Genomic DNA, 17,014 nt, shown 5'->3' with positions numbered 1-17,014 from the left:
ATCCAGCTGCAGGTCGTCCGGATGGGTGATCTGCTGGAAGGTGGTGCGCAACAGCTGCTCGCGCGAATAGCCAAGAATGCTGCACAGGGAAGGATTGACGTCGCGCCACGCGCCCTCCAGCGAGACGATCGCCATGCCCTGCGGCGCGGTTTCGAAGGCACCGGTGAAACGCTCGGCGGCCAGCTGTGCGGCCGCCTGTGCCTGCAGCTCGGCCGTGACGTCGATGGCCATGGCCAGGTATCCGGCCAGCCCCTGCTGTGCGTCGTGGATGACGTTGAAACACAGCCGCACGCGGCGCAATTCGCCGTCCTTGCGCACCAACGTCCAGATTTCCTCTGCCAGCACATCGCCGGCAGCGGCCGCGGCCAGCTTCACGTACGACGCAGGCGACAACGCCAGCGTGGCCATGTGGCGGTCCAGCTCGGCCTGCAGGTGGAACTGCGCCGGGCAGCGACCCAGCACCTCTTCGGCGGTGTAGCCCAGCAGTTGCTCGGCACCGGGGTTGAACAACTCGATCCGGCCACGCGGATCGAAGGCGATGATCGCCACGTCCTGCGAGGCATCCACCAGCGCCTGCAGCCGCGCGCGCTCGGCAGACAGGGCTGCCGACGCATCCCTGAGCTCGGTGATGTCGTGCATCACGCACACCGCGCCCAGCGCGGTGCCCTGGTCGCCGACCACCGGGTCCGCGTTGCACAGCACGGTGCGCGCCGCCTGCCCGTTGGCACGGATCACCAGCTCGGCGTTGCGCACGTGTTCGCCGCGCCAGGCGCGCACCAGCGGAATGGCCTCGGTAGGCAGCAAGCCATTGCCGTCGGCGGTATACAGGTCGAAATGCTGCGCCCATTGCGCCGGCGGCAGCACCCGCGGGTCGGTGCCATGCCATTGCCGCGCGGCATGGTTGAACTCGCGCAGCAACCCGTCGGTGCCGCAGGCCACCACGCCGTCAGGCATGGCTTCCAGCAACATGCTCAGGGTCTGCCGCTGCGCCTGCGCGGCCAGCCGGTCGCGGCGCGCCTCCAGCTGCTTGGCGGCCTGGCGCGCCAGCCGGATCAAGGCCTGCTTCTGCTGCTCATCGAGCACGCGCGATTTGGTACTGAGGGTGCACAAGGTGCCGTAGGCGTAGCCCTCGCGGCCGATCAACGGGACGCCCACGTATGAGCGCACGCCAGGGGCCGCCGTCACCAACGGGTTCTGCGCAAAGCGCGGGTCGGCCTCGGCGTCCGGCACCTCCATCAGTTCGGTGCCCATCACCGTGTGCGAACAGAACGACACACTGCGCGGGGTGCCTTCCAGGTCGGTGCCGCAGCGCGCCTTGAACCACTGGCGGTCGGCATCCAGCAGCGACACCAGCGCCATCGGCGCGCCGGTGACATGCGCCGCCAGCCAGGCGATGTCGTCGAATTCGGCCTCGGCCTCGGTATCCAGCACGCCCAGCCGACGCACCGCGTCCACGCGCAGGGCGTCGTCGGCGGGAATCGGCACGGGCGGCAACAGGACGGTCATGGCGTGCTTGGCGGATAGCGTCTGGCGAGGGTAGGTCGCCCGAAGTAACGGCGAAGCGATGGTCAACTTGAGCACGTGCGGCGGCGCCCGCTTAACCGGCAGCCAAACGCGTGGTCCACAGCCCTGCATTTGCGGCGCCGCCGAGCAGCCACTACCCTCGGCCGATTGCCCTGTTCTGGAGTGTCACATGCTGCGTCCGCTGTCCCTGTTGATCGCCGGTGTGCTCGGTGTCGTCACCGGTACCGTTGCCCCCGCCGTCGCTGCCGCCCCGGCCAGCCTGTCCAGGAGCGCGGCCAGCAGCGCCATTCCCGACATCGCCTACACCCGCTTCACCCTGCCCAACGGCCTGACCGTGGTGGTGCATGAAGACCACAAGGCGCCGGTGGTGGCGGTGAGCATCTGGTACCACATCGGCTCCGGCGACGAGCCGGCCGGCAAGACCGGCTTTGCGCACCTGTTCGAGCACCTGATGTTCTCTGGCTCGGAAAACAACAAGGGCAGCTTCTTTGCGCCGCTGGAAAAGGTCGGCACCACCGACATGAACGGCACCACCTGGTTCGACCGCACCAACTATTTCGAAACCGTGCCGACCACCGCGCTGGACACCGCGCTGTGGCTGGAATCGGACCGCATGGGCCACCTGCTCGGGGCGATCGGCCAGGAAGAACTCGATACCCAGCGCGGCGTGGTGCAGAACGAAAAGCGCCAGGGCGAAAACCGCCCCTACGGCCGCGTGGACCAGAACATCCTGTCCAACCTGTTCCCGGCCAACCATCCCTACCAGCACGACACCATCGGCTCGATGGAGGATCTGGACGCAGCGTCGCTGGGCGACGTCAAGCAGTGGTTCAACGACAACTACGGCGCTGCCAACACCACCCTGGTGCTGGCCGGCGACATCACCGTGGCGCAGGCGCGCGCCAAGGCCGCGCAGTATTTTGGCGATATCCCGTCCGGCAAGCCGGTGGCGCGTCAGCAGCCCTGGGTGACCCCGCTGCCCGCGCAGAAGCGCGGCGTGCAGCACGACCATGTCTCGCAGCCGCGCATCTACCGCACCTGGGCCGCGCCGCAGCTGGGCACCGACGATGTGATCCAGCTGGACCTGGCCACCACCGTGCTCGGCGGCGGCAAGACCTCGCGGCTGTACCAGCGCCTGGTCTACCAGGACAACCTGGTGGACGACGTCTCCGCCTCGGTGCAGCCGTTCGCGCTGTCCAGCCAGGTGCAGATCCAGGCCGACGTCAAGGACGGTGTGGACCCGGCCAAGGTCGAGGCGATCATCGACGAGGAACTCAAGAAGTTCATCGCACAGGGCCCGACCACCGACGAATTGCAGCGCGCGCAGGTGGCCTACCGCGCCGGCTTCGTGCGCGGGCTGGAAAAGGTCGGCGGCTTCAGTGGCAAGGCGGTGATCCTGGCTGAAGGCCAGGTCTACCGCGGCGACCCGGGCGCCTACAAGAAAGACCTGCAACGCGGCCAGGCCGCCACCGTGGACAGCGTCAAGCAGGCCGCTGCCACCTGGTTTGGCAAGGGCGACTACCTGCTCACCGTGCTGCCGGCCGGCAAGGACTTCGACCCAGCCGCCGAGGACAAGGCGGTGGTTGCACGCGGCGAAGAAGCCGGCAAGCCGGCGCCGAAGCTGCCGGCTGCGGGCAAGTACAAGACCGTCGCCAGCACGCTCGATCGCAGCAAGGGCGTGCCGCAGACCGATCAATTCCCGGACCTGAGCTTCCCGCAGTTGCAGCGCGGCAAGTTGAAGAACGGCATCGAGGTGATCCTGGCCGAGCGCCACACCATTCCGGTGACCCAGGTGGAGCTGCTGTTCGACGCCGGCTACGCCGCAGACCAGGGCAATAAGCTCGGCACCGCCAGCTTCAGCGCCGCGCTGATGAACGAGAGCACCGCTGCGCTGGATTCGGTGGAAGTGGCGCAGCGCCGCCAGCGGCTGGGCGCCATCACGTCGGTGGGCTGCGATCTGGACAGCTGCAGCGCCTCGCTGGATGCGCTCAACGACCAGTTGCAGCCCTCGCTGCAGCTGTTTTCCGACATCGTGCGCAATCCCGCGTTCAAGGCCGCCGACATCGAGCGCGTGCGCGGCCAGTGGCTGGCCGGCATCGCCCAGGAAAAGACCCAGCCCAACAGCCTGGGCCTGCGCGCGCTGCCGCCGCTGCTGTTCGGCAACCAGCATCCGTACGGCATCCCGCTCACCGGTAGCGGCACCGAGGCGGCGATCAAGAGCCTCAACGCGCAGGACCTGCAGCGGTTCCACAGCCAGTGGCTGCGTCCGGACAACCTGCGCATCCTGGTGGCCGGCGACACCACGCTGGCGCAGATCATCCCCCAGCTCGATGCCGCGTTCGGCGACTGGAAGGCCCCGGCGACGGCGTTGCCGAAGAAAAACCTGGCCAACGTCGCCGCACAGCCCAAGCCGCGCGTGTACCTGATCAACCGCCCGGACGCACCGCAGTCGGTGATCCTGGCCGGCTTGCTGGCCCCGTCCACCAGGGCACCGGACAACCTGGCGATCGGTGTTGCCAACGGCGCCTTCGGCGGCACCTTTACCTCGCGCCTGAACATGAACCTGCGCGAGAACAAGCGCTGGGCCTACGGTGCGCGCACCCAGATGGTGGATGCGCAGGGCCAGCGGCCCTACCTGTTCTCGGCACCGGTGCAGACCGACAAGACCGCCGAATCGGCCAACGAGATCTTCAAGGAAGCCACCGCCATCATCGGCGACAAGCCGCTGTCCAACGACGAGATCGAGAAGATCAAGAATCAGCGCATCCGCGCCCTGCCCGGCAGCTTCGAAACCACCGGCGCGGTGCTGGGCGCGATCGAAGGCATCGTGCAGTTCGATCGCCCCGATGACTACGTGCAGACGCTCAAGCCGCGCCTGGAAGCGATCGACCAGCCGGCCGCGCAAAAAGCCATCAAGGAAATCATCGCGCCCAACGCGATGACCTGGGTGATCGTGGGCGACCTGAAGAAGATCGAAGCCCCGGTGCGTGCGCTCAAGCTCGGTGAGGTGCAGGTGCTGGACGTGGACGGCAAGCCGGTCAAGCGCTGAGGCTGGTCAGTCGCACACCGACGGCGCGGCTTTCGAGCCGCGCCGTTTCCACATGCGCGGTACGCAATGGTGCGTGTGCGTATGAGTTCCCGGTTCCTGCGTGCAATGCGCAGGCATCGCACTCGGGTTTGAAATCTTGCGCCGGCGCTTCAGTCCGCCGGTTGCATGTCCCCTAGCCTGCGCAGCGCGGCGGGGATGCGGATCTGAATCCGCCCTGCAGGCCGTGCTCGGGCGCATGGCAAATCCACGCCGCGTTATCGGCGGTGCCGGTATCGTTACATCTTTCTCGCTCGCGCTTGCCTGGCTTATTCGATGAAGCAAATGCCCCTGGCTGACGAAGCCTCCCGCCAACAGGTCCTGGACGGCTATCGCATCGTCGACAGCCTGCCCGAGGACACCTACCAGGACGTGGTGCAGGTGGCGGCCTCGCTGTGCAACACGCCGATCGCACTGATGTCGCTGGTCGATCGCGACCGCCAATGGTTCAAGGCCCAGCTCGGCCTGGGCATGCAGCAGACCGACCGCAGCCAAGCCGTGTGCGATCACGCCATCCGCAGCCCCGAGCAATTGATGGAAGTGCGCGACCTCACCCAGGACAGCCGCTTTGCCGATGTCTCGGTCGTCACCGGCGAGACCGGCGCGCGCTTCTATGCCGGCATGCCGCTGGTTACCTCCGACGGCGTGGCATTGGGCACCGTCTGCGTGCTCGACACCGAGCCGCGCACGCTCACCGACATTCAACGCACCGGGCTGCAGGCATTGGCACGCGTCACCATGCGCCTGCTGGACGAGCGCAAGCGCGAGTTGCAGCTCGAGCGCGAGGCGATCCTGCAGCCGGTTGCACCGGTTGCCGCCCCGGCCGCCGCCGACACCGGCTATTACCTGGTGATCCTGGAAGTGCAGGAACTGGCCGCGCTGGCTGAAAAACAGAGCGAGCGGCTCCTGGGTCGCGCCTTGCAACAGCTCGACCAGGCCCTGGCCGCGCAGGCGCAAGCCAACGGCGACAGTGTGGACCGCGTGACCGACAGCGCCGAATTCATCGCGGTACTGCGCGATCCCAATGCCGAACAGAAGCTGCAGCGCCTGCGCGACATCGCCCAGCAGCAGCATGCGCACGGGCTGACGGTGCTGATCGGCCAGGCGCAGGCAACCCGTGGCGACGAGCCGATCGGGCAGGTGTTCCTGCGCGCGGAAGTCGCGCTGAGTGTCGAGAAAGACCGCTATCGGCAGAGTCTGGCGCAGGACGGGCCCAGCGCCTGATGTAGCGCGGGGCGACAGTCCGGCTGACGGCTGATCCGCCGTTTCATAGATGTGCCCTCACAACTCCCGCTGCGCGCCTCCAACCGCGCTTGCGTCGGGGGCGCTCCAAGGCACACGCGCCCTTGCCGCGAAAGCCGCGCCTTCTCGCCCCGGCGGGAGGGGTTCTATTCCCGATACCTGACGAAGACTGCCTTACTTCTTCAATCAATCGGTTGCCAACGCCAGGTTTGGCTGCAGGGCCCTTGCCCGCCCACCATCGCAGGACACGCCGCAAGTACGTCCATGTAGGCTCTTACGCGGCATCCATGCCGCGTAAGGTCCCGCGACGGTGGGCAGGCAAGGACCAGTCGAGATGATCAGTGTGCATAGCTCTCAATAAAAACAGTCAGCAAACTCTCCGATGCGGTGTCCTCGATGCTGTGAGTTTGCTGCAGGGCCCTTGCCCGCCCACCATCGTAGGACACGCCGCAAGTACGTCCATGTAGGCTCTTACGCGGCATCCATGCCGCGTAAGGTCCCGCGACGGTGGGCGGGCAAGGACCATCAGAGATGGTTGGTGTGCATGGTTTTAAACAAGGCAACCAATGGCGGCATGGATGCCGCCAAGGAGCCTCCATGGACGGAGTCAGTGCGGGTCCCGCAAGCGGTGAGGGCACTGCGGAATCGACTCAATCACCGTCACACGTCAACGCTGCGAGTGTGATCGATACGTTGCCGCCATCGGTACAGCCTTAGAGAGGGTTTGCCCGCCACTGCTGGTCAGCTGCACCCAAACGCATTCACTGCACCACTCACCCGATCGCACACTGCTTCAACTGGCGGTCCGCGTACCACAGCGCGCGGCGGGCCAGATCGTAGGCGCTGTCGGCCTGGCGCGGCAGCATTTGTGCGGCCATCACCGGGTCGGCGCCGTTGTTCAAGGCGTGCTCGGCACGCTCCAGATCGCCCAGATGCGTGCGCACCGGCGACAACAGGGATTTGCGCTTGGACGCATCGCAACGCGCGCTGCGCTGCTCCAGCGCGGCCAGCGCTTCGCGGATGCGGCGGCTGGCTTCGCCCTTGAGATCCGGCGGTGTCTCATGCGCGATCGGCGCGGCCTTGTACGCATCGCCGGTCGCCTCGCTGCCCATCTCGGCCTGCTTGCCGGCCAGCGCCGGATTGAAGCGCACCTCCGGCGGCGGACGGGCCTTGGCCACCTGCGTCTGCGGCCCGTTGAGCATGTCGTTGAACTTCTTCATGCCGCGATTCATTTCCTGCATCGCCACATCGCCCAGCGTGCCATCACTCTTCCAGTCCTTGGCAAAGCGGGTGTCCTGGTACTGCACCGGGTTGACCCGCTCCATCACGTTGCGCGCCTTGGCCTGCGCGCGCTCGTCGGTCATGCCCGGCGGCGCCGCGCCGCCGGTCTGTGCCATCGGGTCCACCTGCGCAATGCGCAGACGCCCTTCGCGGGTATACAGCTGAGCCGCCATGGCGTCGCTGGCGGGCGCATCGGCGGCGGCCACCTGCCGCTGCGGTGGCGGGGTGCGCGTGGGTGGCGGCGGGGTGCGCGTGGGTGGCGGCGCCGTGCGCGTAGCCGACACTGCCGCAGCGCGCGGTTTGCGCTCGGGTTCCTGCGGCGGTTCCTGCGGTGTGGGGGGCGCCTCTTGCGGCCGTGGCACGAAATACACCTGCAACCTGTCGCCGTGTTGCAGGGTCTGGCGCGGCGCCGGCATGTACAGCAACAGGCAGGCCAGGAAAAACAGGATGGCGCCCGTGCATGCGGCGGCGGCAACATGCGGGACAAGCGCTTCCTTCCTGCGGGTAGTCACAATGCGGGAGACCGGTGAGTGAAAGACGGGAACGGCACCGCTGACCCTGGTGCATAGCGGGCAAATCTAGCGGGCACAGCGTTTGCGCGCGTTTGGAATTCGTTGTCCGGCCAGGCGTCCCCAGCCGCCATTCACATTGGGCGCCTACGGTCTGACCCGTCCTGCGCCCTGGCGCCCTGCGCGGCAGGATTGGCCAGCGCTGCGCACTCGGTGGTCGAAGAACACTGCCTGGCTCTACCGTACGCACCCGATCGAACGCAGAACGGGCGTCCGGACCCAGCGCCGATCGCAACGCTTCCCGCGCGCTTGCTACGTCTGGTCGGCCCGATACAGCCGCTGGCACACCTCGCAGAAAAACGCACGTCGCCCGGCCTTGCCCAGGTGCTTGCGGTACTGCAGCGGCGCACCGTCGCGCGGGCAGCTGGCCTTGGTATGCACCTGGTAATGCTTTTTCAGCACGAAGGCTTTTTTCCAGGTGTAGAAATCAAAACTGTAGTCGCGTGCCTGGGTCACCAGCTCGCCGAGCTTGCGCGCCGGCAGTGCGCCCACTTCGCTCTCCGGATGCACGCGGATGCGGTGCAGCACCTCGTTCTTGATGATGTTGCCCACGCCGGCAAATACCGTCTGATCCAGCAAGGCATCGGCCGCCAGCATGCCGGGCGCGGCGCGCAGCTTGCGACGCGCCTGCGCAGGGTCCCACAGCGGATTCATCACATCGGCGGTCCAGTCGTAGACCTCATCGAGCGGGCGGTCGATGAATTGCACCGAGCAGGCATAGAAGTTCAGGCGCTCGCCCTTGGAGAATTCCAGGCACAAGCGCGGCACCGCATTGGGTTTTTCTTCGTTGATGCGGTAGCTGCCGAACAACAGAAAATGGATACGCACGCTGAACTGCGCGCATTCGATCAGAAAGTGCTTGCCCCAGGTGCGTAGCGCCAGCACTTTCTGATGTTCCAGGCGTGCGATGTCCTGCTTGCTGTTTCCGGAAACGTGAAGGATTTTCCGGCCGACAAAGTGAGCCGATTCTTCGCGCAGGATGACGAGTGAGGGACCTTCTGGCATACGCCCAGTATCGAAGCCGCTCGTGAGTCGGCCGTGATCGCTGCGCACACGCGTTGCTGACGGATGCCCCTGCATAGAGTGCTGCCGCCCCTTGCCTCGTCCGCCATGCCTGCTCGTCTCCCCACTGCCGATGCTCGTGTGCGCTGTGGCTGCGCGGGCTGGTCGATTCCTGCTGCCGACCGTGCCGCGTTTGGTGAGGGTGCCAGCGTGCTGCAGCGCTACGCCACGCGCTTTGATGCGGTGGAAATCAACTCCTCGTTCTATCGCCCACACCGCGCCAGTACCTACGCACGCTGGGCCGACAGCGTGCCGGAGGATTTCCGTTTTTCGGTCAAGCTGCCGCGCAGCATCAGTCACGATGCACGCCTGCACGCTGCCGGGCCATTGCTGGACGCATTTCTTGCACAGGCCGGCGCGTTGGGCACGCGCCTGGGTTGTCTGCTGTTGCAGCTGCCACCCAGCGCGGCGTTCGACGCGCGCGTGGCAGCGAGGTTTTTTGCGGTGCTGCGGCGGCGCTGGGACGGTGCGGTGGTGTGCGAGCCGCGCCACGCCAGTTGGTTCCTGCCGCAGGCACAGGCGCTACTGGCGCGCCACCGCATCGCACGCTGCGCGGCCGACCCGGCCCCGGTGGCTGCAGCGGCAACACCCAGCGCAAGCGCCGGGCCGCAATACTGGCGGTGGCATGGCAGCCCGCGCATCTATTACAGCGCCTACGACGAGGGGGCGCTGCAGGCACTGGCCGAATCGGTGCGTGCGGCCGGCCAGCCACAGACCGACTGCTGGATCATCTTCGACAACACCGCCGCCGGCCTGGCGGTGCCCAATGCGCTACGCCTGCAGGCACTGCTGGGCATCGACCGCGCGGCGTGATGCGCATCGGCGGTGTCGGGCCTGCCGGGGTGTAGCGCGGCCACTGCCTGCACCTGCACAAACCTCCAGCCATGGCGGCCACGGGTGTACGGGCCACGTCCCGCTTGCCTGCATCCGCTGCTGCCCGGACAACACGCCGCAGGCACTCGCGCTGTCCGCGACACCCTTGCATTCCGCACCCTGGCGCACTTCTTGCAACGACACCGGCGATCCTGCGCACCGGCGCTACGCTCAAGCTACCTCGATCCGCGCCGATACGCCAGGATCGGCGCACGTTGCGGCGGCACGCCGGATCACCTTGCTGAACCCTGTTGTCACCGCGCGAAGTCTGCCGGCACTCCGGCAACCCACGCGGTCCCGCCCGCCACTTCGGTCGTTTACCATGCCCCACGTCACTGCCCGTTCTGGAGATGCCATGAGTTCTGCCGCGCCCCCGTGTTGCACGTCGCTGCTTGGCCTGTCGCTGAGCATGTTCGTCGCGCCGTGCACGCTGACCGCCGCTCCACTGGACACTCCGGTCGTCAATGCGCCGGCCTCCACGCCGCCCACGCCCGACCTGGCCTACCCGGAACTGTTTCAGGCCGTGCAGAGCGGCGAACTGTTCGACGACCAGAAGCATTTCGTCGACTTCCTGCCGCTGCGCGACCCGGCACTGATCAACGCCGATTATCTGGCGCAGCACGACCACCCCGGTTTCGACCTGCGCAAGTTCGTGGATGCCAATTTCGAAGAGTCGCCGCCGGTGCAGACCGACGCGATCCGCCAGGACACCGCGCTGCGCGAGCACATCGACCTGCTGTGGCCCAAGCTGGTGCGCAGCCAGACCCATGTCCCGCCGCACAGCAGCCTGCTGGCGCTGCCGCACCCGTACGTGGTGCCGGGCGGGCGCTTCCGCGAGGTGTACTACTGGGATTCCTACTTCACCATGCTGGGCCTGGTGAAGAGTGGCGAGACCACGCTCAGCCGTCAGATGCTGGACAACTTTGCCTACCTGATCGACACCTACGGGCATATTCCCAACGGCAACCGCACCTACTACCTGAGCCGCTCGCAGCCGCCGTTCTTCTCCTACATGGTGGAGCTGCAGGCCGGCGTGGAAGGCGAGGCGGTGTATCAACGCTACCTGCCGCAGCTGCAGAAGGAGTACGCGTACTGGATGCAGGGCAGCGATGGCCTGAAGCCGGGCGAGGCCGCGCGCCATGTGGTGCGCCTGGCCGACGGCAGCATGCTCAACCGCTACTGGGACGAGCGCGACACCCCGCGCCCGGAAGCCTGGCTGCACGACACCCGCACCGCCGCCGAAGTGACCGACCGACCCGCTGCCGAGGTCTACCGCGACCTGCGCGCCGGTGCGGAAAGTGGCTGGGACTACACCAGCCGCTGGCTGGCCGATGGCCAGAACCTGCGCACCATCCGCACCACCGCCATCATCCCGATCGACCTCAACAGTCTGCTCTACCACCTGGAACGCACCCTGGCCCAGGCCTGTGCGCAACCGGGCGCAGACTGCACGCGCGACTACGCCGCACTCGCGCAGCAGCGCAAGCAGGCCATCGACGCGCATCTGTGGAACAAGGCCGGCTATTACGCCGACTACGACTGGCAGGCGCGCACGCTGAGCGACCAGGTCACCGCCGCGGCGCTGTATCCGCTGTTCGCCGGCCTGGCCTCGGACGATCACGCCAAGCGCACTGCCGGCACCGTGCGCAAAACGCTGCTACGCCCGGGCGGCCTGGCCACCACCGCAGTGAAGACCGGCCAGCAATGGGACGAACCCAATGGCTGGGCCCCGCTGCAATGGGTGGCCGTGGACGGCCTGCGCCGCTATGGCGAAGACGCGCTGGCCCGCACCATCGGCGAACGCTTCCTCGCCCAGGTACAGGCGCTGTTCGCACGCGAACACAAACTGGTCGAAAAATACGGCCTGGAAGCCAACGCAGCCGGCGGCGGCGGTGGCGAATACGCCCTGCAGGATGGCTTCGGCTGGACCAACGGCGTCACCTTGATGCTGTTGAATCTGTATCCGGACACCGCGACCAAGCCGGCGCCTGTCAAACGCGTGCGCAAGCCCGAAGCGGCCACGCGCTAAGTGTGCACCAGCGCTGCCGGGTACTGCCCGTCAGCGCTGGCGGCATCGGGGTTCTGGCAATCGGCAACACCGGCGGATCGCTACACCATGCATTGCCTGATCGCTGCGCCATTGCAGGGCGCAGCAGCGCGTTCGATTGACTACTGCTACTGCACCACCGGCCATGCACTGCTGTCGTATCCCAGCCGGTTGATGCCCAGGCGCGCGTCGCCGCGGTCGTCGTAGTAGTGGTAGACCAGGATGTCGCCGTCGCCATCGCGAAACACCGATTGCCCGCCCGGCCCATGCATGCTGCCCAAGCCGGACTGGATCACCGTGCCGCCGCCGTTGCGCATGTCCACACCGGCGCGATCCAGATACGGCCCGGTCACCGAACGCGCACGCCCCACCGCAATCTTGTAGGTGCTGCTGGCGCCCTTGCAGCACGCATCGAACGACACGAACAAGTAGTACCAGCCATTGGCCTGCTGGATGAAAGGCGCCTCCACCGCGCCCGGGTACGGCCGGCTCGCCAGGCTGTAGCGTGCCGTGTTGCTGGACGACTGCTTGCCCGTGCTGGGATCGAGCTGGATCAGCTTGATCCCGGACCAGAACGAGCCGAACGCCAACCACCACTTGCCATTGCCGTCCACCACCAGATTGCCGTCGATGGCGTTGTAGTCGTCGCTACTTTTGGAGGTGTAGACGATGCCTTGGTCCTTCCACGAGCCGGGCTTGCCGGTGCTGCTGCTGGCAAGTGCAATCGCCGAGGTGTTGGTGGCGAATTTGGAGGCGGTGTAATACATCAGATACTTGCCGCCATGGAAGGACACATCCGGCGCCCACAGCTGGTTGTCGGGGTTGTAGCTGCGTACCCAGCTCGGCATGCTGCTGAAGATCGCGCCCGCATTGCTGAACTTGGTCCGGTCGGTACTGGTGACCACGCCGGTAGTGGCATAGATGTAGTAACGCCCATCGCTCAGCTTGAGCATCGACGGATCGTGCACGATGGTGTCGCCGCTCACCACGCCCGGCCCCACGGCCGCTTGCGCGGGTGCGCTGTGCGAGCCAATCGCAGCAGCGGCCATGGCTAATAGCGCTGCGATCGCGCCACCACGCAGCGACATGCCGGACCAGCCCTCTTTCACTCGACTGCCACCATTAGCGCGCATCGCCTTGCTCCTTGAACACCATCAAGATGTTTTCTGTCGGAGCAATCTAGCCCGGCAGCACTGCCATGAATCCGACGCTGATCTCAGAAGCAAAGCACAGGCGGTTTGGCGCCGTGTTTTTGCGACGCGCCTTCGTCGCGGGCTGTCTAACGCAACCGCAATGTCATCGCGCATGGATCGCACATGCCCGGCTGCTGCATCGGTGATGCATTGTCATGATCGGTGTCCGTTGCACGGCACCGAGGACATCGCGAACGTAGTGGTCCCGCAGCAACCGTGGCATTACTCCAGCACGACATGCAACTTCAGACCAGTCGCCTGGCAGAACCTGAGCTTGAGCACGACAATCCAGCCACGGCCACCAACAGATGCGCCGGCACCGCAGCGCGCCACACTCATGGAACCGGCAGCTGGCCCACGGCGCTTCGAAGACACCTGTCTGCCGCGTATCATGCGCACTCTTTCACTCCAGGACGGACCCATGGCCGTACGCACGCTCAACGAATTTCTCGCCCATTCCAAGGAAAAGGACGTCAGCCCCGATCCGTTCGAACTGGAAAACCCGCACCTGCTGGAAGTGCGCCTCAACGGCATGGTGTGGTCCAAGGCCGGCGCCATGGTGGCGCGCACCGGCACCGTCAAGTTCACCCGCGAGGGGCTGCTGGAACAGGGCCTGGGCAACCTGCTGAAGAAGGCCGTCAGCGGCGAAGGCATGCAGCTGATGAAGGCCGAAGGCCAGGGCCGGGTGTATCTGGCCGATGTCGGCAAGCTGGTGACGCTGCTGCGCTTGAATGGTGAGGCGATCTTCGTCAACGGCAACGATGTGCTGGCGTTCGAGTCGGGCGTCGAGCACAAGATCACCATGATGCGCAAAGTGGCCGGCATGTTGTCGGGCGGGCTGTTCAACGTGCGCCTGAGCGGCCACGGCATCGTGGCGATCACCTCGCACTACGAGCCGCTGACCCTGCCGGTCACCGCCGCCAGCGGCCCGGTGTTCACCGACCCCAATGCCACCGTGGCGTGGTCGGGCACGCTGACCCCGGAGCTGGTCACCGACGTGTCGATCGGCACGCTGTTCGGCCGCGGCTCGGGCGAAAGCCTGCAGATGCGCTTCGCCGGCGAAGGCTGGGTGGTGGTGCAGCCGTACGAAGAAGCCAGTTTTCAGGCAAAGGGCTGATCCAGCCCGCCCCGTAGCAATCAGCAAGGCGCATCGCTGGTCGCACGCTAGGCAGCTAGGCAGTTTTCCAGCCACGACACGGTGCGCAGTGACAGGTGCGCACCCCAGCCCCCTGTAGGAGCGCACCCGGGCGCGAGGGACTTACCGGTAACGCCACGTCGCGCCCGGGTGCGCTCCTACGGGTTTATGGCTCTGATGCGTTACACCCACCCGCGCTTGCGGAACCACGCCAGCGGAATCACCACGCTCAGCGCGATCACACCCAGCGCCCAGTAGTAGGCATCGTGCCATTTGAGCTCGGGCATGTAGGCGAAGTTCATGCCCCAGATGCCGACCAGCACCGTCGGCGGAATGCCGACCACCGACGCCACCGCCATCACCTTCATCACGTTGTTCTGGTCCATGTTGATCATGCCCAGCACGCTGTCGAGCAGGAACTCGATGCGGTCGTCCATGTGCTGCTGGAACTCGCTCAAGGTGGTCAGGTCCTTGTGCAGCAAGCCGATGCGTTTGGCCGCATCGTTGCCGAACCAGTCCGGCGCGGTGCCGTCCAGATAGGTGACCAGGCGCAGCAGTCCCTGCCCGGCATTGTGCAGCCCGCCCAGACGCCGCCCCATGCCACCGACCTGATGCAGCATGCGCTCCAGGTCCTTGGTCTTGTGCGGGTTGTCGAACACCTGGCGGGTGGTGTCGGTAACCTCGGCTTCCAGCGATTCCAGCCGGTCTGCCAGCCGCCCCACTAGCTGGTCGAAGATGCGCAGCAGCAGATCGTCGGCGCTATGGCAGGGGTCATGTTGCAGCTGCGCCGCCACTGCATCCAGCGAACCCATGTGCTGCTCGCGCAGGGTCACTAGCATGGTCGGCGACAGCGCAAAGCCCAGCGGCGCGGTCGGGCCGTCGTCGTCCTGAAAGCGCGGCACGTTGAGAAACAGCACCTCGCCCTGGCGCCGCACCCGGCTGGAGAATTCGATCTCGCCGATGGCTGCGCGATCCGGCAGCGCAAACCCCACCGTGTCTGCGGCCTGCGCCAGTTCCTGCGCGCTGGCCTGGCACAGGTCGACCCAGCACCCTTGTGTCTGCTGCGTTGTGGCGATCGGGTGCGTGGTGATCATGCGGTGGGCCGTGGCAATGGATGGCGGCGAGCATCCCGTTCCATCCGATCCGCGTCAACGTCACGCGCACAACGCGCTTAGCTGCCAGTGGCCTTTATCTCGGCGCCCTGCAGCCACACGCGCCAAGGCCCCGCAGTGCGGGGCCTTGAGGATGTCTTCGGTGGATGTGTTCGGCCCGTGCGAGCGCTCAGCCGCTGCGCGCCTGCTGCCCCTTCACCGCATACCCGATCGCCAGGATCAGGAACCACACCGGGCTGGCCAGCAGCGCCTGGCGCGTATCGGTCTGCAAGGTCAGCAGCACGATGACGAAGGCGAAGAACGCCAGGCACACGTAACACATCAACACACCGCCCGGCATCTTGAACTGCGAGGCGGCGTGCTGCTCCGGCCGCTTGCGGCGATAGGCAATGTAGGCGCACAGGATCAGCGACCACACGAACATGAAGAGCACTGCCGACAACGTGGTGACCAGCGTAAATGCAGTGACCAGGTTCGGGATCAGGTACACCAGCATCGCGCCCAGCAGCAGGCAGACGCAGGAAAACAACAGCCCACGTGCCGGCACCGCAGCGCGCGAGAGCTTGGCGAAGCCCTTCGGTGCATGCTGTTCTTCGGCCAGGCCGTAGAGCATGCGGCTGGTGGAGAAGATGCCGCTATTGGCCGACGAGGTGGCCGAGGTCAGCACCACGAAGTTGATCAGGCTGGCCGCGGCCGGCACACCGGCCAGCACGAACAGCTCCACGAACGGGCTCTTGTCGGCCACCACCTGCCGCCACGGCGTCACCGCCATGATCGCGACCAGGGCAAGCACATAGAAGATCAGGATCCGCACCGGAATCGAGTTGATCGCCTTGGGCAGATTGCGCCGCGGGTCGGCGGTTTCTGCAGCGGTGGTGCCGACCAGCTCGATGCCGACAAAGGCGAATACCGCGATCTGGAACCCGGCAAAGAAACCACCAATCCCCATCGGGAACATGCCGCCATCGTTCCACAGATTCGACAGCGAGGCCACGTTGCCCGACGGCGAGCGGAAGCCCCAGGCCACCAGGCCGGCGCCGGTGATGATCAATGCGGCGATGGCGATGATCTTGATCAGCGCAAACCAGAATTCCATCTCGCCGAACAGCTTCACCGTCACCAGATTCAATGCAAGCAGCAACAGCACGCAGGCGATGGCCGGTATCCATGGCGCCAATCCGGGAAACCAGAACTGCGCATACGCAGCGATCGCGATGACATCGGCGATGGCGGTGATGATCCAGCAGAACCAGTAGGTCCACCCGCAGAAGAACCCGGCCCATGGCCCGAGCAGATCGGTGGAGAAGTCGATGAACGACTTGTACTCCAGGTTGGACAACAGCAACTCACCCATCGCGCGCATCACGAAGAACAGCATCGCGCCGATGATGAGATAGACGAACAGGATCGACGGTCCGGCCAGACTGATCGTCTTGCCCGAGCCCATGAACAGCCCGGTGCCGATCGCCCCACCGATCGCAATCAACTGCAGGTGGCGATTGGACAGGCTGCGTTGCAGATGATCGGGCACGGACGGATCGGACATGGGCACGGCACCGGCAAGTGAACAAGCCGTCAAAAATACGAGATCGCGCCGGCTGGCACCAGCGGTTTGACTGGAGTTGCCTGCATCGAAAACGAACCGGCCCCACCCACGCCTGGCGTCACGCCCCATGATGGTGCGCAGCGCGACCCGCTCGCATGCCGGCATGGACTGCATGCAGCGGCTCAGCCGATCGACACCGCTCCACGTCCAGCGCTGTCAGGTGGCTGTGTGCCAAGGCCGGCATCCACCTCGGCGACTCACACGTCGAAGCGATCGCGACCAGCGCATCGCCGTGTCGGTCCCGTCGACAGATCCCCGTGATGGCCTGCGCGGCGACCGACACAC

At 66.1% G+C, this 17,014-nt stretch carries 11 protein-coding genes; 5 read left to right on the top strand and 6 right to left on the bottom strand.

Translation table 11 applies throughout. The annotated features are described in order from the left end of the window. Positions 1–1,635 (bottom strand): PAS domain S-box protein (locus OZ10_RS15315; protein WP_236726985.1); only part of this gene is annotated, 1,635 nt, incomplete at its 3' end. 58 nt (positions 1,636–1,693) lie between these two features. On the opposite strand from OZ10_RS15315, the gene OZ10_RS15310 reads away from it, so the two are divergent. Beyond that, entirely contained in the window at positions 1,694–4,573 is a 2,880-nt protein-coding gene (locus OZ10_RS15310) for a M16 family metallopeptidase (RefSeq protein WP_039565728.1), read from the top strand. Positions 4,574–4,885: 312 nt separating this feature from the next. After that, the gene (locus OZ10_RS15305; protein WP_039565727.1) at positions 4,886–5,833 is read left to right on the top strand and encodes a GAF domain-containing protein; all 948 of its coding nucleotides are present in this window, start codon (positions 4,886–4,888) and stop codon (positions 5,831–5,833) included. Positions 5,834–6,624: 791 nt separating this feature from the next. Here OZ10_RS15305 and OZ10_RS15300 read toward each other — a convergent pair. Together OZ10_RS15300 and OZ10_RS15295 are read right to left on the bottom strand one after the other, a co-directional pair. Then, positions 6,625–7,644, bottom strand: coding sequence for a hypothetical protein (locus OZ10_RS15300; protein ID WP_039565726.1), 1,020 nt, complete (start codon positions 7,642–7,644; stop codon positions 6,625–6,627). Positions 7,645–7,953: 309 nt separating this feature from the next. Beyond that, positions 7,954–8,706 (bottom strand): DNA-formamidopyrimidine glycosylase family protein, encoded by a 753-nt coding sequence (locus OZ10_RS15295; RefSeq protein WP_039565725.1) that lies wholly within the window; start codon positions 8,704–8,706, stop codon positions 7,954–7,956. 105 nt (positions 8,707–8,811) lie between these two features. Between OZ10_RS15295 and OZ10_RS15290 the strand changes: the two genes are divergently transcribed. Together OZ10_RS15290 and treA are read left to right on the top strand one after the other, a co-directional pair. Beyond that, on the top strand, positions 8,812–9,576 hold the full coding sequence (locus OZ10_RS15290) for a DUF72 domain-containing protein (protein WP_039410717.1): 765 nt from the start codon (positions 8,812–8,814) through the stop codon (positions 9,574–9,576). A 415-nt stretch (positions 9,577–9,991) separates the two neighbouring features. Beyond that, a complete protein-coding gene (treA, locus tag OZ10_RS15285; protein WP_039410721.1) occupies positions 9,992–11,665 on the top strand; it encodes an alpha,alpha-trehalase TreA in 1,674 nt (557 codons plus the stop codon). Positions 11,666–11,811: 146 nt separating this feature from the next. Here the strand turns inward: treA and OZ10_RS15280 are convergent, their stop codons facing one another. Then, entirely contained in the window at positions 11,812–12,816 is a 1,005-nt protein-coding gene (locus tag OZ10_RS15280; RefSeq protein ID WP_236726825.1) for an arabinan endo-1,5-alpha-L-arabinosidase, read from the bottom strand. A gap of 481 nt (positions 12,817–13,297) precedes the next feature. On the opposite strand from OZ10_RS15280, the gene OZ10_RS15275 reads away from it, so the two are divergent. After that, on the top strand, positions 13,298–13,993 hold the full coding sequence (locus OZ10_RS15275) for an AIM24 family protein (RefSeq protein ID WP_039410723.1): 696 nt from the start codon (positions 13,298–13,300) through the stop codon (positions 13,991–13,993). Between the two features lie 200 nt (positions 13,994–14,193). Here OZ10_RS15275 and OZ10_RS15270 read toward each other — a convergent pair whose 3' ends face one another. Next, a complete protein-coding gene (locus OZ10_RS15270; RefSeq protein ID WP_039410725.1) occupies positions 14,194–15,105 on the bottom strand; it encodes a CorA family divalent cation transporter in 912 nt (303 codons plus the stop codon). Between the two features lie 187 nt (positions 15,106–15,292). Then, entirely contained in the window at positions 15,293–16,669 is a 1,377-nt protein-coding gene (gene cycA, locus OZ10_RS15265) for a D-serine/D-alanine/glycine transporter (RefSeq protein ID WP_039565724.1), read from the bottom strand. Positions 16,670–17,014: the final 345 nt, after the last annotated feature.

Origin of the sequence: Xanthomonas cannabis pv. cannabis (assembly GCF_000802365.1) — a bacterium.
Classification (GTDB): domain Bacteria; phylum Pseudomonadota; class Gammaproteobacteria; order Xanthomonadales; family Xanthomonadaceae; genus Xanthomonas; species Xanthomonas cannabis.
The sequence above is the reverse complement of the archived record's forward strand: the minus strand, read 5'-3'. Positions and strand labels throughout refer to the sequence as shown.

Excerpts from the sequence above, each read along its gene's own strand:
- cycA (WP_039565724.1), bottom strand. The coding sequence starts at position 16,669 with ATGTCCGATCCGTCCGTGCCCGATCATCTGCAACGCAGCCTGTCCAAT.
- treA (WP_039410721.1), top strand. The coding sequence starts at position 9,992 with ATGAGTTCTGCCGCGCCCCCGTGTTGCACGTCGCTGCTTGGCCTGTCG.
- OZ10_RS15275 (WP_039410723.1), top strand. The coding sequence starts at position 13,298 with ATGGCCGTACGCACGCTCAACGAATTTCTCGCCCATTCCAAGGAAAAG.
- OZ10_RS15310 (WP_039565728.1), top strand. The coding sequence starts at position 1,694 with ATGCTGCGTCCGCTGTCCCTGTTGATCGCCGGTGTGCTCGGTGTCGTC.
- OZ10_RS15270 (WP_039410725.1), bottom strand. The coding sequence starts at position 15,105 with ATGATCACCACGCACCCGATCGCCACAACGCAGCAGACACAAGGGTGC.
- OZ10_RS15295 (WP_039565725.1), bottom strand. The coding sequence starts at position 8,706 with ATGCCAGAAGGTCCCTCACTCGTCATCCTGCGCGAAGAATCGGCTCAC.
- OZ10_RS15290 (WP_039410717.1), top strand. The coding sequence starts at position 8,812 with ATGCCTGCTCGTCTCCCCACTGCCGATGCTCGTGTGCGCTGTGGCTGC.
- OZ10_RS15280 (WP_236726825.1), bottom strand. The coding sequence starts at position 12,816 with ATGCGCGCTAATGGTGGCAGTCGAGTGAAAGAGGGCTGGTCCGGCATG.
- OZ10_RS15305 (WP_039565727.1), top strand. The coding sequence starts at position 4,886 with ATGAAGCAAATGCCCCTGGCTGACGAAGCCTCCCGCCAACAGGTCCTG.